The sequence below is a fragment of the Bacteriovorax sp. HI3 genome (genome assembly GCF_059738875.1).
This window is the reverse complement of record NZ_AP026946.1, coordinates 632973-653068: the sequence shown is the minus strand read 5'-3', so window position 1 is coordinate 653068 and position 20096 is coordinate 632973. Positions and strand designations below refer to the sequence as shown.

The following is a 20096-nucleotide window of genomic DNA, read 5'->3' as shown; positions in this document are numbered from 1 at the left end:
TTATTTACAATTTCTTTCGTAGACGGTTTCGTACGTTTTTAAGTACTGAGCAATCCCGTAAGCTTCGCGGTAGAGCTCCAGCGCTCCCTTACATCTCTTTTGGTACATTTCCAGCGATGTTTTTGAACGATCGAGTTTATCTAGTAAGTCTTTTCTCGTCATATCCGCTCCCTTGGCCGGAAGCTTGGCAATTTTCTCTTCGTATTCAGTGATAAACTTTCTGGCCTTCGAAATACTCTCCGCATCCGAGTACATTGAAGCCTGGACATCAAAGCCATTGGTCTTTTCCAGCTTCTTCATCAATTCTTGTGCTTCTTTAGTTCTAGCGCGTTTTTTTGCTTCAAGTGCTTCACCTGTTAACTTTCCGTCGATTTCCATCGGCCTATACTGAACAAGTTTATCGTCTTTGAAGTTGTTTAAGACAGCTTTTCTTCCAGGAGAATCAACCACTGCTTGAACTGGAGTTTCCACCGGTTTTACCGCCGGAGTAGTTGGTTGAGGTTTGGCCACTTCTGCTACCGGCTTAGCCGCCGCTGTTTCCGTTTTCTTTTCTACGGCCGTAGCGACAACGGTCTTAATGCCATTTTCTTCATTTGATTTTGCTTTTAAGATTTTAGCGATTTGATCATCAGTAAATTTCGCTTCTTTTAAAAGCGCTTTGGCCTTATCGGCGAATCCTGCTGCTGATGATTTCCCCAATTCGTGAATGGCCACCATCGCGTCTTTTTGAACTTCAGTCATAGTGAGTGCGACTGTTTTCTCAAAGTGCTTCACCATCGCATTTTTAAAGAATGGATCGCGGAACATTCCGGTAATACCATTTTCCATCAACTCGCGGGTTTCAGCAGGTGAGAGACCTGCTTCTCTTAGGATGCGTGCTTTTTTCGAAATGTCTTCTTGCGTATAAGAATAGAAACCACGTCCTTCTTTAATCCCTACTTCGTGGGCCTCCATCACCGCTTTCTTTTCTGCTTCTGTCAGTTCACGTTTTAAAACGGCCTGAGCTCCTTTTAATCTGTCTTTCGTTAAAAGAGCGGCAGAATCTTTTAGGTCCGCTTTATTTCCAGAGGCCACTGCTCGCTCGATGTTGCCCAGAGCTTTTTTAGATTTAACGACCATACTGATTTTTTTTGCGGCCATCAGCACACCGCCACCCAAAGCAGCGTCTGCTAAAAGTGAAGTCACGCCGGCACAAATCATCTCAGCTTTTACTTTCGGCGTATAACATTGATAAACAGCACCGGCCTCTTTCATTGCCGACTTTAGAAGCTCCATTAGACCTGGACCCTGCTTCTCTGCCTTTATGGCCGTCGGTTTTTTTCCGGTTAAAATCGCGGCCTGTCGCTCGCGCATCATCGTATTCTGATAATTTTGATAACGGTTAAAAACTAATTTTTCAATTTCCGAACAAGGAGCTTCTTCAAGCCAGCGTCCTAAAAATTGTTCTGTTAATTTGAAACGCGAATCTTCGATTGTTAAGTTGAAAGCGTTTAAGATCTCTCTTTTTTTCTCAATGCTCTGGTTGCACATTTGAGTTTCACTAAAACCTTTGGCAATACTCTCAGCAATTTTCCCCGGAAGTTTTCCCAGGTCTACTAATTGTTCTCCACTGATTTTTAATCCGTTCCAAACACAATCGCTCAAGCTCACATTAGAAAGTTTATTGGCCTCAAGTGATTTGCTGTCGCATTTAATAACTTTATATTTCTCGTTTGCTTCAAGTTCATCTTCAAGTTTTGCACATTGGTACTCTTCACGAGTTGCCGCACATGCCATACCGGCTGCATCTTTAGCAAAATTCTCTACACCTGTTTGCGGAGGAACGGCCGGGCATGAAGACCGAGCAAAGACATTGGTTATTGAAAACATCATTATAGTAAGAGCTAAAATAATTTTCATTCACTTCTCCAGCCTCCATTCTAGAGCTGAACGAACATACGCAATACTAGGAATTTATGGCCATTCGTTGTAAGCCCGGATGTTATTCATTAACCTCTAGATATTATGAAAAAAAATCTATTATTTCTTCTGGGTGCCCCATTATTTGCCTTATTGTTAGTAGGACTTAGGATTTATTACTCTGCCTACATTTGGAGATATGAGGGGCCCGATACCTTCTTTTACATCAAACCGAGCGAGAGCTTCTCATCTATTAATGCCCGCTTAGACAAAGAAAAACTTATTTCTTCTCCAAGGCTCTTTCACCGCCTTTCTCAAATGAGAGGAGTGATGACGAAATTTAAATCAGGACAATACCAGATCAAAAGTGGCTCTAACTTGATGGATGTTTACAACACTTTTATCAATGAAAAGTCCCTGGCAATGTACTTCACTATCCCCGAAGGAAAAAATATGTATGAGATCGGGCGCATGTTAGAAGAGCGCTCAATCACTACGTACGATCAGTTTGTTGAATTATGTAAAAGCCCGGCCTTCGTTCAAAGTTTAGGAATCAAAGGAGCTACTGTAGAAGGGTATCTCTACCCGGAAACATATGACTTCGCTCCAGGTCTTCCAGCAGAAGACGTCATCAAAGCGATGGTCAGAGAGTTTAATAAAAAGACAGCTGGAGTTGATTACTCTTTGGCCGGAATGAGCAAAGAAGATGTCATCACTCTTGCTTCAATGGTTGAAAAAGAGACTGGAGATAAGAGCGAAAGACCCCTCATTGCCGGCGTCTTTTTAAACCGACTTAAAATCAAAATGAGACTGCAGTCAGACCCTACGACGATCTATGGTATTTATGAAACTTATAATGGAAACATTACAAAAAAAGACCTGCTGACTCCAACTGATTACAATACGTATACGGTTAAAGCTTTACCAAAAGGGCCGATTGCCAATCCAGGAATCGAGTCAATCAAAGCGGTGCTACACCCTGCTCAACACAAGTATCTCTATTTTGTGAGTCAAAACGACGGAACACACATTTTCTCAGAGAACTATGGAGCTCATCAGGAAGCGGTCAATAAATGGCAGAAGAATGCTAAGAATCGTGAAGGCAGAAGCTGGCGCGATAAGGATAAGAAACCTGAAGTTCCACAGGCGCCAGCTCAACCGTAAAATTTAGTTTTGAGCAAGTAAAGTTCTGCGAGCGTAATCTCTTACCAGCATGTCTTTATCGCTTGCTAGTCTTTGCAGAGTTGTCACCGGAGTCAGAGGGTTTTTTGCCACTTCGTGACGAACAGTGATTGATACATGGCGAGTGAGAATATCAAGAATGCGCGGGCTCACGTTTTTTGACTTAGCTAGTTCCAGGGCCACTCCCGGCTTGTCTTCTTTTAGGAATTGAAACATTTTTTCTTCGTCACGGCATTCACGCACTAGCGCCAGATACTCTTCAGCAAACATATAAATCGTCCTCTCTATAGATTTCCCCAATAATAATGGCTCCCCAAAACCTTGTAAACTTTTTTGACAAAATGGCGCCTAAACTTGTCGATTATTCAGTCAAAACTCTGGCCCAGATGAAAGGTAATGGTAGTTTTTTCCCTTGTGTCAAATTCAAAAAACAAGGTAAACTATTTGGTAAGTTTCTTCTGGCGCACACGTCAGACCGAGTTTCTTAGGTTACTAGTTTAAACGAGGAATGTATGGACAAAGCTAAGATGGAAAAATTCAAAGAACTACTTCTTCAGGCGAAGATGAAGATCATGAACGGTGGTATTCTACGTAGTACAGAAGACCTTCAAGTATCTTCAGACGACCTATCTGATGAAGCAGACCTGGCCACTTCGGTCATCAATCAACAAGTAACATTTAATATGCGCCAAAGAGAGCTGGTAAAGCTTAAGGCCATTGATGAAGCCCTTTATAAGATCGAGCAGAACGTTTACGGTCACTGCGAAGAGTGTGATGAGGCCATCGGTGAAAAACGCCTGGAAAACCAACCGTGGACAACTCTGTGTATCACTCACGCTGAAGAACAAGAAAGAGAAAACCAAAAATTTATCAAAGCTATCTAATTACATTTCTCTCACAACAAGATCTAAATAGAAAAAGCCTCCAATTGGAGGCTTTTTTATTGATACCGGGCAATCAGTGCTGAGGGGGGAATCAGCACCAGTTGCTCGATCTCGAAATGTATTTACCGCGGGACTTCTTCCCTTTTTGAGGTTCAGCTGGTGCCTCATTGGGCTCCACTGGATGACGCATGTCTGGCTTTCTGTCGATAATGCTTTGCTTGGCTTCTCTGGCATCGCTGCTTAGGTCGCGATTTTCACATGAAAAAAGCGCTAAACTGACGAACATAAAGACGAGATAAAATCTAAGTAATCCATTTTTCATACAGTAACCTCTACATCCTTGAGGGGGTGGCCCCACTTTGGGCCTCTTACCAATATATAGAGCAAGCCGCTTGCCATTTATTTAGTGTCATTTTTTCACTGCCAATCCTCCTCGCCACTATTTAATGTAGATTCGGAGTCAGTAGGGTTGTCGGAACTCTTAAATTAAGCAGTAAAAAGGCTGCGCCTTTTTTCCGCCAACTGTTTAAACTTTTTACAGCTCACTAGTTTTTTATCAACTCTTTAATCACTTTGAACCTTAACCCCCTAGATTATTAGGGGAACTCCTTGGCAAGAAGCTTGCTTTTTAAGGGGGAGAACCAATTAGGCCAGAATGAACCCTGGCCGGATCGAATTAAGGGATTAGTATGAAGAATCAAATGAAGAAGATGATCACCAGACTTGTTGTACTTAATGTAGTGGCAACAATCTCGTTTGGAGCATGGTCACAGACTGCCAACATTCAGGGAAATCTTCCAAGAGTTCAATCTCAAAAAATGGAAGAGAAGTCTTATTTTGATCCACGTGATTTAACTTCTAGTTATGTAAGCTGGGGTGTTAATCCAGAAAACCCATCGAGCATTAATCTTCTAGAAGCATGGAAGAAATTTAAGAAGAAAAAAGAAATCGTCGTTGCCGTAGTTGATACAGGTATCGATCCGATCCACCCTTTCCTTGAAAAAAACATCTTCGTAGAAAATGGAAAAGTTGACGAGAACAACTTCGGTGTCGACTTCTCTAAAGATAAAAAACTAAAAGGTGCTCCACTTGATCAACACGGACACGGAACTCACGTATCTGGGATCATTAAGAGTATCTATCCAGATGTAAAAATCCTTGCTCTAAAATACTATAACCCAAATGCTTCTGGGATTGATAACCTGAACTCTACGGTTGAAGCTCTTAAGTATGCTGTTGATAACAACGTTGACGTTATCAACTATTCTGGTGGTGGACCTGAGGCCGCAGTAGAAGAACTGCGCATCCTTAAAGAAGCTGAAAGAAAAGGAATCCTGGTTGTTGCGGCAGCAGGTAACGAAGAGTCTAACATTGACGATAGAAAGAAAGCTTACTTCCCGGCAAGCTACGGACTAAAAAATATCATTACAGTAACGGCTCACGATGAAGACCTAAGAATCCTTAGCTCTTCAAACTACGGACGCTCAAGTGTAGATATCTTTGCTCCAGGTTACCGTATTAAATCTTCTCTACAAAACGGTCGTGCGGGATACTTAACTGGTACTTCTCAAGCAACAGCATTCGTAACAGGTGTAGCTGCTTTAATTAAGTCTCAGTTCCCTAACCTTCCGACTGAAAAGATTAAAGAAATCATCAAAGCTTCAGCTAAAAAAGAAGTAACGATGGAAGGAAAATGTGCAACAGGTGGACGTCTTGATGCTTCAGCTGCGATTACTCTTGCAGCTCAATACGAAGACACTCCAAACCGTCAGCTGGCCAACGACTCTAAGTCTCAGGCTAAAAAAGAAGAAGGGAAAATTATCTACCGACTTGCGAACTAATCACACCATAATAAGCGACGGCCATTGCAACCACAGTGGCCGCGATTATAACCGTCTTAAAGATCCGGTCCACTTTCAAACCAAACCAACGATGATTTAAAAAGCGCACTCCCCATGAAGCTTCGAGCTTATTTTCTTTTTTCGTTTCATTCAAATACAGAAGCAATTGTTCAGATAAAAGAGAACCGGTCTCAAATGAGCTGCCTTCAATTTTTTGCTGAAGAATCACTGGACTAGTCCCGTAACGAAGAAGCTCATCCATAAGCTCCATGATTTCGACATAAAAAAGCCTGCGGTTTTTTGTATCCATGGCCTCTTCATCACCAAAGGCCTCAAGCAAATCATCAAAACGCTTCATCAGTTTTCTAACGTAGCTCTTGGCTTCATTGCCCGTTTTGTTTTCAAAAACCGGGAAATACTTAATGAAAGTTGAGAAACTCTCATAGTAGCGCTCTTTAAAACCATAAAGGCTTTTAGCACTAAAAGGATCTCCGATCGGGTGATAAAGGAGTGAGCGCCCACAGGCTTCGCAGTTAGTGTCGGTTAAATAAACCGACTGGCAGTTCGGGCAGCGCTTGACTGGTTTGTAAGCGGCTTCAGGGATGGATGAACGAAGCCCCTCAAAATAATCGAGAGACTCTCCCCTTCCTGGAGTTATTCTAGAAACATCATTGTTCATAATAAAATTCTAAAGTGAGAGTCTCTCATTGGCAAATAATCTGAATAAAACTAGTATCTCTTTATGCCAATTTTATTAAAATACCGAACAATTATTGTCTGTCTCCTGGCCGGAATGCTTTATGCTTTGGGCTTCCCACTTTTTAACGGCTCATCGCTGTTTATTGCTCCGATCATCGGGTTTGCTCTTTTTAACTGGGCCCTGGATCAGGAAACTTCTCTCAAGAAACAATTTGTTTTAAGTTTAGCCTACTCACTTGGTTTTTACCTGCTTGGTTTCTACTGGATCCCACACACTCTGCAAGAGTTCGGCGGTCTCTTCTTTCCTTTAAACCATCTGCTTGGCCTGGTGTTTTCTTTTGTTATCATTCCTCAAGTCTATTGTTACGTGGTTTTAAAAAGCAAAATCAAGCACCCGCTTTTTCTTGCTGTAGGATATGTTCTGCTTGAGCGCTTTGTACCTCAGCAATTCCCGGCGCACTTAGGACATTCATTTCTTTCATTAGCACCGACAGTGAAACTGGTTTTTGCTCCATGGGCAGGGGCCGCTTTCTATTCATTCTTCACGGCCCTTTTATCACTGGCCCTGGTAGAGCACTTTAAAACAAAACAAAAACCTAAACTTTACTATGGTTTTGCTCTAGTCGTAATTGTGTTTCATTTGCCTTTTTTACACCCAAGCAGTGCAAAGGAATTGAGCACCTTAAAAATCCGCATGGTTCAACCCAATATCGGAAACTTCCTCAAAATTGATTCTGAACGCGGAAGTGTTAACTCAATCAAGAGCGTCTACGACAGCTATTACTTTTTAAGTACAGATAAGCTTCCCGGAAAAACAGACTTAGTAATCTGGCCGGAAACAGCGTTCCCCACTCTCTTTTTAAGTGAAGGGATGAAGAACAATAAAAATTTTCCTCCTCCATCAGTTATCGACAGCATTATCGAAAAAACCGGAGCTGAACTTTTTATTGGTGGTTATGATTCAAGCCTGAAGCCGGGTGAGCAAAATTACAAAAGCGACTACAACTCTGCTTTTCTTTTTAGCAGCGATCGCTACATGAAAGAGGTCTACCATAAAATGCGCCTGATCCCTTTTGGTGAAGGACTTCCTTTCGGACCACTTAATCAGTACCTAAGCAGTATCATTACCAACATCTCTTATTTTGCTGAAGGCGATACTTATACTGGCTTTAAAACCAGAGACAACCATAGTTTTGTCTCTGTTATTTGTTATGAAGTTTTATTTCCGGGTTTTGTTGCCGATATGCTCAACCACCAAAAAGATGAAGCTCAGTTTTTAATCAACCTGACTAACGATTCATGGTATGGCGACACGGCTGAACCTCACCAGCATTTGTTCTTAAGTAAATGGCGAGCACTTGAATTTAACCTGCCAATTATCAGGTCTACGAATACGGGAATTTCAACGGTCATTTACCCTGATGGAAGCGAGGGTCCTCGTCTATCTGTGGGTGAAAAAACATACCTCGATCAAGACTTTTCTTTTGTTAAAAGAGAAAAAACAATCTTTCAAACTTTTGGTCTGTTAAGTTTTCTTGCGATCGCAGTCGTTTTAGGATTGGTGGAATTAGCCCTTAAGAGAAAAACCTTCTTTCAAGAGATCATGAAGACGGATAAAGCCTAAAAACTTTTTCCCTTCCAGGACCGGCAGTATTTGAAATGACCTGGTCTTCGACTCCATTAACTCCAGTGCTTCATAGGCCAATTGATCCGGATGAATACTAGTCGGAGTCCTATTCATGATGGACTCTACACTTGTTTGGAGCCCTTGGTTTTCGCGAGTGAATGTTCGTCTTATATCGCCTTCAACCAAAATGCCTTTAAACTCGCCATTGTCGACAACAGCACAGCCCCCAACCGGAAACTTCGTCATCATCAAAATAGCGTCTTGAAGAGTCTGAGTACTCTTTAAAACCGGGCACTGATCATCTTTGATAGTCAGGTCGCGCACTTTCATGCGCAGAGATTTACCAAGGATTCCTCCCGGGTGATTAACAGCAAAACCTTCTTTTGAAAGACCGATGTATTTTTCAAAAAGCACGGCCATCGCATCTCCCATTGCCAGCGCCAGTGTTGAACTCGTCGTCGGCGCCTGGTTGTTGATGCAGGCTTCTTTTTCTACCGAGCAATCAAAAATAATGTCACAGTACTCTGAAATGGGTGAAGGAACTTTGCCAACAAGAGCAATGCGGTGGCTTCTTGGGATTTGTAAAAATGGCATCAGCTTTAAGACTTCTTCCGTTGTTCCCGATTTACTTAAAAGAACGATGGCATCGTTTTTCCCCACTCGCCCCAGGTCCCCGTGAAGAGCTTCTGTCGGGTGAAGAAAAAGGGCCGGAAGACCAAGAGAAGTGAATGTGGCCGCGCACTTTTGAGCGATAATGCCAGACTTCCCTACTCCACAAAAAATAATCGACGAACCTGTCGCTCTCAACTGATCAAACAAGCTCGTGAGTTTATCTGCATCTTTTGAGTAATCTTTTTCTAAAATCTCTGCGGCACGAAGAAGTGATTCCGCTTCCAATTTAAGAACATCCGCCATGGTTTTTGAGTGGGTCATACTTTCCCTTTTAAGTGAAAATCTTGAAACTACTGGGTCTTACGTTACAATATTAAGAAGATGATAAAAAGTTTTTCAAACAATTTAAAGCAAAGATTACCAAAGATCATGGCACAGACCATTGTAGTCACAGCTATTTTGTTTGGGACTTACAGCTGCTCTTCTTATGAGAATTTCAAGGAAGTCACTGAAGATCTTGAAATTCCAAGTCAAGTTTACCGTGCCGACTACAACAAGGTCTGGCAAGAGGTGATGAAGCTCACCAATAAATACGCCAGAGAAGTCTACAACCAGGATGCCGGAGTCATTAAAACCCGCTGGATCGACAACACTCTCGAGCTAAACTTCGCCGACTCTTTCGGCTCAAGTGATTCTGTAAAAAGAGCGGAATTCAAACTGATCATCAACGTCGTTAAAGGTTATCGTGGAACTAAAGAAGTGGCGAAGGTCACGGTCTTTAAACGCCAGAGAGTTGAGCAGGATTTCCTGCAAGGCTGGAAGATTATCAGGACTGACGGAATCTTAGAAAAGTCTATCCTCTACCGTCTTGAAAGAGCACTGGCGATCGAAGCCAAGCTTCAAGAAATCGAAGATAAGAAAACAAAAGAAGCTGAAAAGAATTTCTAAAACTTCTTAAAAATTTCTTTAAATTAAATTGTTGTATTTAGGGCCATACGTTGCCAGAAGATTCTCTTCTTGCTCATGTCCCCGTTAGGTGATTTCTGTCCAGTGATCTTTGCAAGACTTGCATCCATCTCCGGGAAGATATCGTTGTAGCGCTCTTTTTGAATCATCTTTAGAAGCGGCTGACGAGCTTTTTCAAACTTCAGATCCCCTACTGTCGCGATGACTGACTTAATGATGTTTGAACGTTTTGCTTTAAGCGCTTTTCCATTCATTGTCGGTTGGTAGTAGTTTTTCTTGTCGTACAACATCGCCCATACTTGTGGAGCAGCGTCTACTGTTTTTAGTGTCCTGATGTTATCCAGGGCCTGCGCACGAACGATGAATGAATCATCTTTTAAAAGGCTCGCGTACTGTTGTGAGTACCCTCTTTGTTTTAAGGCAAGCATTGTCTTTAAGCTGGCCATTCTCATAACCCAGTGAGGGTGCTTTAAGAATTTTGAAAGAAATGGTGCCGACTTATCGCCCATGATTTGTCCCAGAAGAAATGTCGCCATCCAACGGTTTTTATCCGGGTACTTTCCGTTTTTCATCACTTCAATCAAGGCCGCCACAGACTCTCCACCGTGCTTAAGAGTCTCACTCTTTAAGCTCGCCATCTGAATCTTGTCGTTATTTAGCATGTATCGTTGAAGAAGAGCATTCTTTACATCTGAGTTGTTAATCGCTGCTTGTGCATAAGCAGAAAAAGTCAGAGACAGAACACAGATAATACGAGCTACATTCTTCATCAAAAACTCCCGCGGGATTAACCCAGCATTTTTTCAAATTCAGATAACAGTTCTTCTGCAGATTTCTGCTCCCCTTCTTCCTGAGGAACTTCTTCAAGAGGGATATCCATTACCTGAGGAGCTTTTTCAGCAGCAGGTGCCGGTTTGCTGTCAGCAATTGCCTGGGCCATTGCTGCTTCTAAATCTTCTACTTCTTCAACAGGTGGAGGAGGTGCAACTGGAGCCGCTGCTGGTGCAGGAGCTGGAGCGCCCTTCTTTAAAGCTTGAAGTTCAGCTTTCAGCTGATCATTTTCTTGGTGAAGGCGTTTTAAGTTGGCCAGGTCTTCTTCGATAATCGCGTATTCTTTTAAGCGCTCACGGATTTCATTTCTTTCACTTGTTACAGAGGCTAGTTCTTTTTGAAGACCAGCGTCTCCACCAGCTTTTGTCATCGCTTCTGCTAATTGCGCCTCAAGGTCTCTCACTCTTTGTTGAGCTGTCCCTAAGTCTTTTTTCAGGATTTCAGTTTCAGCGCCCAGACCTTTTCCAGCAGAAAGCTCCTGAATTGTTCTCTCCAGGTCAACGATTTGTCTCTGGCGGTCGCTTAGCTTTTGTGTAAGTGCTGCGATCTCTGCATTTTTTTGAGTCACTTCTTCAGCGCCGGCACCAATGCCGATATTCATTGAAGATGGAAGATCCCCTACCGGTACAACAGACGGAACACCGTTGCCCATATCAAGACCACCGCCTCTAAAAAGAGACGACTTTAGTGAATTAGAATTTTGAATGATTGAATCTAAATAATTTTTTACAACACTCGCTGGAATTTCGTGTGAAAGCTGATGAAACTTTTTGCGGTTGTAAAACCAATAGATAATAATCGCCACCATCGTCAGCAGTAATAACAAACTAAACACTGTGATGGTTTCATCAGTAAATTTGGTGAGAATCAAACGTATTGTTTCTGTCACGGTCCCTTCCTAGGATTTAATCTCTAATCACATCTATATGGAATTATAATCTGTTCCCAAATAAAGACAACAATTCCTTGTGTAAAGGAGCTCTTGCCGCTGCGATTGTCGCTTGGAAAGGATGGAATTTCTGACCGTCATAATCAGTTACTAAAACACCGGCCTCAAGACAGATTAATCCGGCCGCAGAAACATCCCACGCCGCCAGCCCTCTCTCCCAAAAACAGTCGAATACTCCGCGGGCCACGTAACATAAATCCAGGGCAGCACTCCCCATTCTTCTGATCCCACGGCTTTTGCCCATAAGTTTTTTAAACAGGTCGAATTCCTGATCAAAGACCGGGCCTTTTTCTGTGGCAAACCCAGTAACCAAAAGTGAGTCACTCAGTGCTTTTTTCGTCGATGTCTTCTTCAGACTGATAGGTTTTGATTTCTTCTTAAAATCTTTTGAAAAGTTGATCAATTTTGTTCCTTTGCCTTTGATGGCATAAAAACAATCTCCGTTAGTCGGCCTGATCACCACTCCGACTACCGGCTCTCCGAAATGAACCAGAGAAATACAGACTCCATAATAATCGAGTCCGTTTAAAAAATTATTTGTTCCATCTAGTGGATCAATGATCCATACCCATTCTTTCTCTTTGAGAAATTTATAGCGGTTCATCTCACCCATATATTCTTTGTAGGCGCTCTCTTCTGCCAGGATAAAATGATCTGGGTATTTTTTCACAATCCCATCCATCACCAGTTTTTCCGATTCAACATCGGCATTGCTGGCAATTCCCTGAGCCACTTTCGTTGTGATTTTTAAGCTGGATAGTTTTTTTTGTTTTTCCAAAAGAAGCTTTGAAGCCTTAACTCCAAGGTCCATCGCCAGTTTGAGCGCTTCTTCTTTTTTTACAACTGCTTTTTTAGCTTTCGTATTCGCTTTCATTTCTTTCATCGCTATCCTGCTCGATTGATTGTTCCTCTTCCATGACGACATCTTTTGTCGGGACCGTATACGTTTCCTGGAACCAGTGTCCCAGGTCAATCTGCTGACATCTCTTTGAGCAGAAGGGACGAAACTCTGATTCGTAATAAGTAAAAACAGTGTCGCACTGTGGGCATTTAACTTTTAACAATTTATTCATACCTTTCTCCGAATCGGCCGAATTTCAGGCACGTAGTCTGGTAAAGATTTTTCTCTCTTACAAAATTGATCTTTTCATATTGATCAACCAAACGAATGCCTTGTATGGCATTAGTTAACCAAATTTCCCTGGAGCTTTCAAGTTCACTTTTAGAAATGTCGGATTCAATCACATGAAAATCTTCACGTTTTAAATATTCAATCAACTTCCTGCGAGTCACTCCATCCAATACCATAGAAGAAAGCTTAGGCGTCAGGACAGTTTTTTCATCTAGCCAGACAAAAACATTTGATGTGCTCGCCTCTGTCAAATTGCCCTGGTGATCGAAAAAAATCACATCGTCGAACTTTCTTTTTAAGGCCTCTTTTAGTTCGAGGTCAGCCACTAAATAGTTGGGAGATTTAACAAATGAAGGAACCAAGTTCGGTGCCTTGATTGATGTGGCATTTCCCAAATTTAAATAAGGATTTTTTGGAGCATGGGGCTTCTTGCTAAAAAGCAAAGTATCCCCAGCAATACTAAGACGAAAATAATGTGCCGGGACAAATTCAGCTTGTAAAAAAGCTTCAATCTCTCCCCTTAAATTCATCCAATTCGCTTTAGGAAACAAGTGATCTGCGCCTTTGAGCAATCGGTTTAAATGCTCGTTTAAAAAGACAAAATGCTGTTGCCCTGAAAGAAAAGAAGTGAAAGTCCAAACCCCGCGGTTTAGCTCTTCTGACTGGTAAAATGGAATTGAATCTTGCGATATTATTTTCAATGAAATGCTAGCCTCTTTCTTCCTAAGAGTGTAGCTTTATTCATGAAGATCTGACAAAGGAAAGTTTATGGAGTCTCTAAAATCCAGCGTGACAATCGTCGGTTTTGGCTCGCAAGCAAAAGCATGGGCATTGAACCTCAAAGATTCAAAGCAGGGCTTAAAAATTGCTTTAAACAAAGGAAGTAAATCGCGCGCTCTTGCCGAGCAAATGGGTTTTCAGATCATTGATCTGGAAAGTGAAGCCTTAAAAAACGAGCGCCTTCTGGTGATGCTGATCCCTGATGATCAACAGCTAAGCTTCCTGCAAAAAAATCAGTCTTACTTAGCACCTGGGGCCCATTTGATTTATGCTCACGGCTTTAGTGTTTCTAAGTTTGACTTGAAAAAAACTTATCCAAAATTTCACCACTCACTACTTGCTCCCAAAGCGATTGCCAGTGAAGTACGATACCAGTACGAGATTAAAGGAAAAATCGGGGCTGCTTATTGTGCCGACTCTGCAGAACTTGAAGCAGACCTGCGCATGGTTGCTAAGGCCGCGGGTTTCACTGCTCTTTACAAAAGCAACTTCGATGAAGAGTGTGCTGCTGATTTATTTTCTGAGCAGTCATTTCTTTGCTCGATTCTTCCCTACGTCGCTTTAAAATCTTTTAACACTCTTAGAAAAAACGGCATCTCTCAAGAAGTCGCTTTTATGGAATGTTTCTTAGAATTGAAATCGATCTCCCAGGCCATCGTGACATTAGGGCCTGAAGCTTTCTTCAACCTGATTTCTCCCAACGCTCTTTTAGGTTCACTAAAAGGCAAAGAGCTTCTTTTAGGCGAAGAGTTTGAAAAAGGTCTGGAGAAAATTATGAGTGATATCAACGACCGCACTTTCTACAAGGAAGTCGAAGGATACACTGACGAACTGAGAGCTAAAGTAACCAAAGACTGGGAGAAAGAAGAACTCTCTCAGGTTTATAAAAGATTAAAAGCTGATCTTATCAATTAGTGAGATAAATATGAAATTAGACACCAGAAAAATCCGCGCCTTTAAAAAGAAAACAGCAAAACGCACTCTGCAAATGCTGACTTGTTACGACTATCAAATGGCCCAGTTGATGAATGAAACGAGCCTTGATCTTCTTTTAATCGGCGACAGCGTTGGAAATGTTGTTTTAGGTTACGACCACACGATTCAGGTCGACACTCAGACGATGATCACTTTCTCAACAGCGGTTAAGCGTGGAGCCCCTGATAAATTTGTCGTCGCCGATCTTCCTTTTGGAAGTTATGCCACGATGGAGCTTGGTGTACAAAACGCTATTAAACTTTTTCAGCAATCAGGAGTTGAAGCGCTAAAACTTGAAGGTGCTTTCCCGTTTATCCTGGAAATCATCGAACGCCTGACTCAAATCGGGATTCCAGTTATGGGACATATCGGTCTGACTCCGCAGTCTGTGCACGAGCAAGGTGGATACTACACTCACGGAAAAGACACGGCTTCTCAAACTCGTTTAATGAAAGAAGCTCAGGCCCTTGAAGCTGCCGGGTGTTTCTGCGTTGTTTTAGAATTTGTTGAAGAGTCTCTATCGAAAAAAATCACAGATAAATTAAAAATCCCAACAATTGGTATTGGCTCAGGGAAACACACTGACGGACAAGTTCTGGTAGTGAATGACCTTCTTCATAACGGTAAAAAAGATCCACCAAAATTCTGCAAGCCAATTGGCAACCTGTACGAATACAAAATGAAGCTGATCAACGAGTACTTAAAAGCATGAGACTAGTTACGATCGATAACGGCAATACGAATCCGACAGTCGCCATTCACGACAATGGTGTTATGCAGAGTCTTGTGCCTCTTGATCAATACACTCCTGTCGCTTCTGATTTCATTCTGATTTCCAGCGTGGGAAAAAGCCTCTCTATCAAACCAAGCTTCGATTTAAAAACGAAGAGAACAAAAACTCATTTCTTTGATATGAAAGTGAACTATAGCGAAACTTTGGGTGAAGACCGAATGATTGCGGCCTATGGCGCTTACAAAAAATTAAAGCCTAATGAGAAAGTCCTGGTGATTGATGCCGGGACTTTTATCACTTGCGACCTCGTGACTAACGATGGTTTCCAGGGTGGATATATCTTTCCGGGACTAAACCGCTTCTTAAAAACTTATTCCGACAGCGCCCAGTTGCCGCATTTAAAAGCAGACCAGTTGTTTAAAAGTAATGAAGAATTGCCGCACACGACGGATGAAGCGATTTTAAAAGCGACAGAGGTTTATGTGAAAGCGGTGATTTTAGAGGTTATAAAAAAAACTTCCCCCGGAAAAGTAATCTTCGCCGGGGGAAGCGCTGAGGAATTAAAAAAAGTTCTTAGTTTAACAGTTCCTGTTGATTTAGATCGTCACTTAGTACATTCAGCACTGTCGTTGATCCATCAATCTCATCTGAGCCAAGGGTAGCTTTTAAACTATCAGGGATTTCCACTGCACGGTATTTTTTCCCGTTAGATGTTCTAATCCAGTAACCCATAACCAGCTTCTCTTCCACTACCATACGGATAGGCTTCAGGCTGATGATGTGATCAAGGTTGATTAGTAATGTTTCAAAAATGTTGTCGACTGACTGGCCATCTTTTGGCGAAACAATCTTAAATCTCTCTAATGCCATAAAATCCTCTAAAAAATTGTGTGATGCCTGAGTATAGAGCAACCAGTATGGCTTAATAGCCCCTTTGTAATTTTTATACTTGTTTAGGGCCTTCCCTCTTGGAAAAAGTCCATAAAATAGGTATAAACCGCCCATGACAATTGATTTAACCCCATCACAGGTCACCACCGACTACAACCAGCGCTTTGGCGGGATCGCCAGGCTCTATGGTGTCGAAGGGCTTAAAAACCTGATGAGGGCCCGCGTCCTCGTCGTAGGCCTTGGGGGCGTTGGTTCCTGGGCCGCCGAATCCCTTGCCCGCTCCGGGGTTGGGTATATCACCCTCGTAGACCTGGATGATATTTGTATCACCAATACCAACCGTCAGCTCCCAGCGATGAGTGGTCAGTATGGGAAACTCAAAATCCACGTGATGCGCGATCGCATCCAGGCCATCAATCCAGACTGCCACGTGCACCTGATTGAAGACTTCTTTACTGAGTCTACGGCTGAAGCGATTCTCGATGCTCCTTATGACTATGTTATTGATGCTATCGACAGTTTAAAAAATAAATCCCTGCTCATTTCTAAGTGCCATCAAAGAAAAATCCCTGTTGTCATCACTGGCGGAGCTGCTGGAAAAGTTGACCCGACTAAAGTTATGCTCGCTGATTTAGGCTCCAGCAAAAACGACTCTCTTCTTTTTAGGCTAAGAAAAAAACTACGCCGCGATTTCGACTTCCCGGCCGGAACAAAAACCAGCAACCTGAAGCCACAAAAATTTAAAATGATGTGCGTTTTCTCGCCAGAAGATGCAATCTATCCAACGGCTGACGGTGGCACTTGCAATATCCCCGATCCTGAAACGAACCTCAAGCTCGACTGTGAATCAGGCATGGGCTCGGTCTCTCATATCACTGCTTTATTCGGTCTTATGGCCGCAGGTCACGTCGTCAACACCATTGCTCGCAAGTAATTAAAGTTATTTACCCAAAAAGCCGAAACGTCTAAGGTGAAAATTACCTTTGCCCTACTTTTATTATCTTTCTCTTTTTCAGAAGCATTCGCCAAATGTAACAGCAATGCTATCGGCTACCGCAATGAAAGCGGCTTTGGGATCTCGTTTGGTGGTGGCTCAAGCAGCGCCGGCTTTTACGATAAAAACACAGTCAATGTTCCCGTTTCAATTAATGGCGAACAGGCCTGCTTTAAAAAAGTAAACGCTTTCAAAATGAAGAGCGAAAAGAAAAAAGATAAAGCGGAAGAAAACAGCATCGTCATCACTCCAATGAAAACGGAATTTGAAAAAATTCCTTCGGCCCATCAAAAACAATATATTTTTGTAGAGAAAAACCCGCAGAAGCTTTTAACGAAATTTCATGTGATGAGTTTTATCTGTTCAGGGGAAGTCCCTCTTTCAATTGAGGCGACGAGCGATACTGTTTTAAAAATCAATATGCAGCCTGACTCAGCCGATGTGAGGGTCTCTCACTCTTTTGCAACCGGTGCAGCCGCAGAAAATCTTAATAAAGGCAATAAAGGTAAAACATCCAATGCCGAGACTTTTGATTTCTTCTCAAAGCTTTATATGGAGAAGTCACAAAAGGAACTCGCTGTTGACCAGGCCTGTTGCAGTGATTTTAAAATCCCAAGCATTATTTCTGATACTTCCATCCACGCCTTCTCTGGTGTTGAGCGCGCCATCGCTTCAAGCTTTACCACAATGGCGAGCAATGTTCCCAATGGCTGCAGCAATGCTTTTGCTGAGACCATGAAGAACTATCAACTAGAAAACTACGAAACCAACGACTCACTTAAAGGTTACAAAGTTAAAAAGAAGTGGTTTTCGGACGACTTAGTTTTCGAGTGGTAATTCCCGCCGCCAGTAGATTCTTTAATAAATCCCCAGGCAAAAACGGCAAAACTCCAGCAATCAATAGTTTTTCTGTGGGGATAAAAAACGACAATCCTAAAACGCCACAAGAAAAAATAATCGCGCTTCCGATATAACAGGCAAGAAGAGCTTTCCAAAAACTTCCAGTCCATCCCCTATCGCTTAATTTTCCGACCACCCATGAAGCAACGAACATTCCACCTAAGTATCCCATCGTTGGTCCCATTAACAACCCAGAAGCTCCTCCTGCAAAAACCGGTGCTCCTAAAAAACCAAGTCCTAGGTAAGCAGCAAAAACTGAAAAGGATAAACGGCTTCCCCAAAGAAGTGCCAAAAGGGCCACGCCAAATGTTTGCCCCGTGATCGGAACGGGCGTCCATGGAAGAGTAAACTTTAATTGAGCAAGTGCACTCAACATTCCCAATCCTAATAAAAAGGAAATGACTGTAGCTTTTGTCTGCTCTGGGAATTTTATAATAAGTGTGGGAACCAAGGCCTTTGATGCTTGCATATTTTTCTCCTGTGTTCACAATTATTAGAGAATCTCCCAGTGAAAAACAATTGCAAAAGCACTCTCTCTGACATAGTTTAGCGCTAAACTATTTACCACTAAACAAGATGAAAAAACCAAAACTAGACAAATTTATAACTGAGAGCGCTACCATTTCTTTGATTTCCAATGGGATGAGATTGCAAAAAGAACTCAACCTTGCTCTTAAAGATTTTGGATTAAATCTCAACCAATCTTTGATTCTCTTGGCCATCTTTTTTGAGCCGGAAAAAACAATCCGTTTTAATGAACTCTCGGAAATTATCCCGACAACTAAAGGAAACATCAGCCATTGCACTTCTTTTCTGGAAGAGAAAAAACTCATTACAAGGCAGCTGGTAGATAATGATTTGAGAGGTTACTCGTACTCTCTTACTGCCAAAGGAAGTAAGTTGTCTTTGTCGCTGATTAAGTTTTTCGATGGGATTGAAAATGACTGCGATAAGAAGTTTTCGCAGACTAAGATTAAGGATTTTATTGGGATGGCGGAAGAACTCGCTAGCTGGAATTCTTAGTTATCGTCCAACCCCGCACGAAAAGCTTTATAAATAATCCCTTCAATGCGCTTTTCACTCGCATCTTTAATCGACCCAAAGCTCATCACTTCAACCGGACTCACTCCACAAAACTCCAGTACGGCCTTCTTCATCATATTCACCGCCGGGTGAAAATAAGTTAGGTAAAGCCACCAGACGGGAGCATCACTCGTCACAATCAGACGGGCACTTTTTCCGGATAAAAGTTTGTCCCAGTTGTGTGAATTCTCGCGGTATTTAAAAGCAAATCCTGGCAGGAAAGCGCGGTCTAAAAAGCCTTTAAGAAGTGCTGGAACTCCACCCCACCAGACCGGAAAAACGATCACGATGTGTGTGGCCCACTTCACCTTTTTTTGAGCTTCGATAAGATCAGGTTCGAGGTTTTGAACAACTCGGTAACCATTTTTTAAATTGGGATTGAAATTTAAATCGGAGATATTGATTCGTTCGACTTCTCCGCCTTTTTCGCGCGCACCTTTTTCGTAATTATCGGCCAAGGCCGCGCAGAGAGATTTTTTATCAGGGTGACCTAAAATAATCAGCGTTCTCATTTGATCGCTTTGTCTCCGTGAAGTTTATGTAGGATTTTTTTAGCAATTGAAGGCATGACGTATTGGTCGATACGTTCATTTAACTGAGCAAGCTCTCTAATTAAACTTGAAGAGATCGTTGCAAAGTGAGGCTTAGCAAAGAGACAGATTGTTTCAATGTCTTTGCTAATCCCGCGGTTACCAACCGAGAGTTCAAGTTCCATTTGGTAGTCAGAAGAGTTTCTTAGTCCTCTGAGTAAAAACTGGGCCTTTTTGTCTTCTGCAAAACGAGCGATTGTCCCCTCGTGAGAGACGATAGTGACGTTTTTTAGTTTATAGTAATCTACGTAAGCCTGCATCATTTCCAATCGTTCTTCCACTGTGAACATGTAAGCTTTTTTAGGGTTCGTCGCAGCAACCCAGTAAAGGTGGTCGAAATGAGTGGCCGCCCTCATCATGATATCGGCGTGTCCCCATGTTGGCGGGTTAGCGCTAATTGGGTAAACGATAATTTTCTCATTCATAAAAGCTCCAGGGAATGTACAAACTTTCCCCTATTATACACTTTGATAAAAAGCATTCCTAGTGTTAAAATTTTGACTTCCAAAATAATCAGGTTCATTTACC

25 protein-coding genes are annotated in these 20096 nt (G+C 42.2%); 11 read left to right on the top strand and 14 right to left on the bottom strand.

The genetic code is table 11. From position 1 onward, the window contains the following. Entirely contained in the window at positions 1-1899 is a 1899-nt protein-coding gene (locus AC6JA8_RS03075; RefSeq protein ID WP_497975711.1) for a hypothetical protein, read from the bottom strand. A 105-nt stretch (positions 1900-2004) separates the two neighbouring features. Between AC6JA8_RS03075 and mltG the strand changes: the two genes are divergently transcribed. After that, positions 2005-3063 carry an endolytic transglycosylase MltG gene (mltG, locus tag AC6JA8_RS03070; RefSeq protein ID WP_497975710.1) on the top strand — a complete coding sequence of 353 codons (1059 nt, stop codon included), beginning with the start codon at positions 2005-2007 and terminating at the stop codon, positions 3061-3063. A gap of 3 nt (positions 3064-3066) precedes the next feature. On the opposite strand, the gene AC6JA8_RS03065 is transcribed toward mltG, so the two are convergent. Further along, positions 3067-3351, bottom strand: a complete 285-nt coding sequence (locus AC6JA8_RS03065; protein ID WP_102242400.1) for a hypothetical protein — start codon at positions 3349-3351, stop codon at positions 3067-3069. A 242-nt stretch (positions 3352-3593) separates the two neighbouring features. Between AC6JA8_RS03065 and AC6JA8_RS03060 the strand changes: the two genes are divergently transcribed. Then, complete coding sequence (locus AC6JA8_RS03060; RefSeq protein WP_102242398.1) at positions 3594-3965, top strand: TraR/DksA family transcriptional regulator; 372 nt, start codon at positions 3594-3596, stop codon at positions 3963-3965. A gap of 91 nt (positions 3966-4056) precedes the next feature. Here AC6JA8_RS03060 and AC6JA8_RS03055 read toward each other — a convergent pair whose 3' ends face one another. Then, positions 4057-4287, bottom strand: a complete 231-nt coding sequence (locus tag AC6JA8_RS03055; RefSeq protein WP_102242397.1) for a hypothetical protein — start codon at positions 4285-4287, stop codon at positions 4057-4059. 367 nt (positions 4288-4654) lie between these two features. Here AC6JA8_RS03055 and AC6JA8_RS03050 point away from each other — a divergent pair, with 367 nt between their 5' ends. Then, positions 4655-5806: a S8 family serine peptidase gene (locus AC6JA8_RS03050; protein ID WP_497975709.1), complete on the top strand. Its 1152-nt coding sequence runs from the start codon at positions 4655-4657 to the stop codon at positions 5804-5806. On the opposite strand, the gene AC6JA8_RS03045 is transcribed toward AC6JA8_RS03050, so the two are convergent. Next, the gene (locus AC6JA8_RS03045) at positions 5784-6485 is read right to left on the bottom strand and encodes a hypothetical protein (protein ID WP_497975708.1); all 702 of its coding nucleotides are present in this window, start codon (positions 6483-6485) and stop codon (positions 5784-5786) included. The two genes, AC6JA8_RS03050 and AC6JA8_RS03045, sit on opposite strands and share 23 nt — an antisense overlap. Before the next feature lie 63 nt (positions 6486-6548). On the opposite strand from AC6JA8_RS03045, the gene lnt reads away from it, so the two are divergent. Next, positions 6549-8129, top strand: coding sequence for an apolipoprotein N-acyltransferase (gene lnt, locus AC6JA8_RS03040; RefSeq protein ID WP_497975707.1), 1581 nt, complete (start codon positions 6549-6551; stop codon positions 8127-8129). On the opposite strand, the gene AC6JA8_RS03035 is transcribed toward lnt, so the two are convergent. Continuing rightward, on the bottom strand, positions 8073-9065 hold the full coding sequence (locus AC6JA8_RS03035) for a KpsF/GutQ family sugar-phosphate isomerase (protein ID WP_497975706.1): 993 nt from the start codon (positions 9063-9065) through the stop codon (positions 8073-8075). The two genes, lnt and AC6JA8_RS03035, sit on opposite strands and share 57 nt — an antisense overlap. Positions 9066-9125: 60 nt before the next feature. Here AC6JA8_RS03035 and AC6JA8_RS03030 point away from each other — a divergent pair, with 60 nt between their 5' ends. After that, positions 9126-9692, top strand: a complete 567-nt coding sequence (locus AC6JA8_RS03030) for a hypothetical protein (RefSeq protein WP_102242392.1) — start codon at positions 9126-9128, stop codon at positions 9690-9692. 23 nt (positions 9693-9715) lie between these two features. Here the strand turns inward: AC6JA8_RS03030 and AC6JA8_RS03025 are convergent, their stop codons facing one another. Genes AC6JA8_RS03025 through AC6JA8_RS03005 form a run of 5 tightly spaced genes read right to left on the bottom strand, consistent with a single transcriptional unit; the run spans position 9716 to position 13323 of the window. Continuing rightward, positions 9716-10480 carry a HEAT repeat domain-containing protein gene (locus tag AC6JA8_RS03025; protein ID WP_497975705.1) on the bottom strand — a complete coding sequence of 255 codons (765 nt, stop codon included), beginning with the start codon at positions 10478-10480 and terminating at the stop codon, positions 9716-9718. Positions 10481-10497: 17 nt separating this feature from the next. Continuing rightward, the gene (locus tag AC6JA8_RS03020; protein WP_497975704.1) at positions 10498-11430 is read right to left on the bottom strand and encodes a hypothetical protein; all 933 of its coding nucleotides are present in this window, start codon (positions 11428-11430) and stop codon (positions 10498-10500) included. Positions 11431-11473: 43 nt separating this feature from the next. Then, positions 11474-12373, bottom strand: coding sequence for an inositol monophosphatase family protein (locus tag AC6JA8_RS03015; protein WP_497975703.1), 900 nt, complete (start codon positions 12371-12373; stop codon positions 11474-11476). After that, positions 12342-12563 (bottom strand): DNA gyrase inhibitor YacG, encoded by a 222-nt coding sequence (locus AC6JA8_RS03010; protein WP_497975702.1) that lies wholly within the window; start codon positions 12561-12563, stop codon positions 12342-12344. Before AC6JA8_RS03010 ends, AC6JA8_RS03015 begins: the two co-directional genes overlap by 32 nt. Then, complete coding sequence (locus tag AC6JA8_RS03005) at positions 12556-13323, bottom strand: aminotransferase class IV (RefSeq protein WP_497975701.1); 768 nt, start codon at positions 13321-13323, stop codon at positions 12556-12558. The genes AC6JA8_RS03010 and AC6JA8_RS03005 overlap by 8 nt, the downstream gene beginning before the upstream one ends. 67 nt (positions 13324-13390) lie before the next feature. Between AC6JA8_RS03005 and AC6JA8_RS03000 the strand changes: the two genes are divergently transcribed. From AC6JA8_RS03000 to AC6JA8_RS02990, 3 genes are read left to right on the top strand one after another with little or no spacing between them, the layout of a single operon-like run. Beyond that, positions 13391-14317 carry a ketol-acid reductoisomerase gene (locus tag AC6JA8_RS03000; protein ID WP_497975700.1) on the top strand — a complete coding sequence of 309 codons (927 nt, stop codon included), beginning with the start codon at positions 13391-13393 and terminating at the stop codon, positions 14315-14317. Between the two features lie 10 nt (positions 14318-14327). Then, complete coding sequence (gene panB, locus AC6JA8_RS02995) at positions 14328-15089, top strand: 3-methyl-2-oxobutanoate hydroxymethyltransferase (RefSeq protein WP_497975699.1); 762 nt, start codon at positions 14328-14330, stop codon at positions 15087-15089. Further along, positions 15086-15772 carry a type III pantothenate kinase gene (locus AC6JA8_RS02990; RefSeq protein WP_497975698.1) on the top strand — a complete coding sequence of 229 codons (687 nt, stop codon included), beginning with the start codon at positions 15086-15088 and terminating at the stop codon, positions 15770-15772. The genes panB and AC6JA8_RS02990 overlap by 4 nt, the downstream gene beginning before the upstream one ends. On the opposite strand, the gene AC6JA8_RS02985 is transcribed toward AC6JA8_RS02990, so the two are convergent. Continuing rightward, positions 15684-15980 carry a hypothetical protein gene (locus AC6JA8_RS02985; RefSeq protein WP_133566691.1) on the bottom strand — a complete coding sequence of 99 codons (297 nt, stop codon included), beginning with the start codon at positions 15978-15980 and terminating at the stop codon, positions 15684-15686. The genes AC6JA8_RS02990 and AC6JA8_RS02985 overlap by 89 nt on opposite strands. Positions 15981-16113: 133 nt before the next feature. Here AC6JA8_RS02985 and AC6JA8_RS02980 point away from each other — a divergent pair, with 133 nt between their 5' ends. Both AC6JA8_RS02980 and AC6JA8_RS02975 read left to right on the top strand, forming a co-directional pair. Then, a complete protein-coding gene (locus tag AC6JA8_RS02980) occupies positions 16114-16935 on the top strand; it encodes a tRNA threonylcarbamoyladenosine dehydratase (protein WP_497975697.1) in 822 nt (273 codons plus the stop codon). Positions 16936-16971: 36 nt separating this feature from the next. Further along, a complete protein-coding gene (locus tag AC6JA8_RS02975) occupies positions 16972-17832 on the top strand; it encodes a hypothetical protein (RefSeq protein WP_497975696.1) in 861 nt (286 codons plus the stop codon). Here the strand turns inward: AC6JA8_RS02975 and AC6JA8_RS02970 are convergent. Further along, the gene (locus AC6JA8_RS02970; RefSeq protein ID WP_497975695.1) at positions 17789-18364 is read right to left on the bottom strand and encodes a biotin transporter BioY; all 576 of its coding nucleotides are present in this window, start codon (positions 18362-18364) and stop codon (positions 17789-17791) included. The two genes, AC6JA8_RS02975 and AC6JA8_RS02970, sit on opposite strands and share 44 nt — an antisense overlap. 107 nt (positions 18365-18471) lie before the next feature. Here AC6JA8_RS02970 and AC6JA8_RS02965 point away from each other — a divergent pair, with 107 nt between their 5' ends. Beyond that, complete coding sequence (locus AC6JA8_RS02965; RefSeq protein ID WP_497975694.1) at positions 18472-18918, top strand: MarR family winged helix-turn-helix transcriptional regulator; 447 nt, start codon at positions 18472-18474, stop codon at positions 18916-18918. Here AC6JA8_RS02965 and AC6JA8_RS02960 read toward each other — a convergent pair. Together AC6JA8_RS02960 and coaD are read right to left on the bottom strand one after the other, a co-directional pair. Next, on the bottom strand, positions 18915-19490 hold the full coding sequence (locus AC6JA8_RS02960) for an NAD(P)H-dependent oxidoreductase (RefSeq protein WP_102242378.1): 576 nt from the start codon (positions 19488-19490) through the stop codon (positions 18915-18917). The two genes, AC6JA8_RS02965 and AC6JA8_RS02960, sit on opposite strands and share 4 nt — an antisense overlap. Further along, on the bottom strand, positions 19487-19993 hold the full coding sequence (gene coaD, locus AC6JA8_RS02955) for a pantetheine-phosphate adenylyltransferase (protein WP_491634018.1): 507 nt from the start codon (positions 19991-19993) through the stop codon (positions 19487-19489). Before coaD ends, AC6JA8_RS02960 begins: the two co-directional genes overlap by 4 nt. Between the last annotated feature and the right edge of the window lie 103 nt (positions 19994-20096).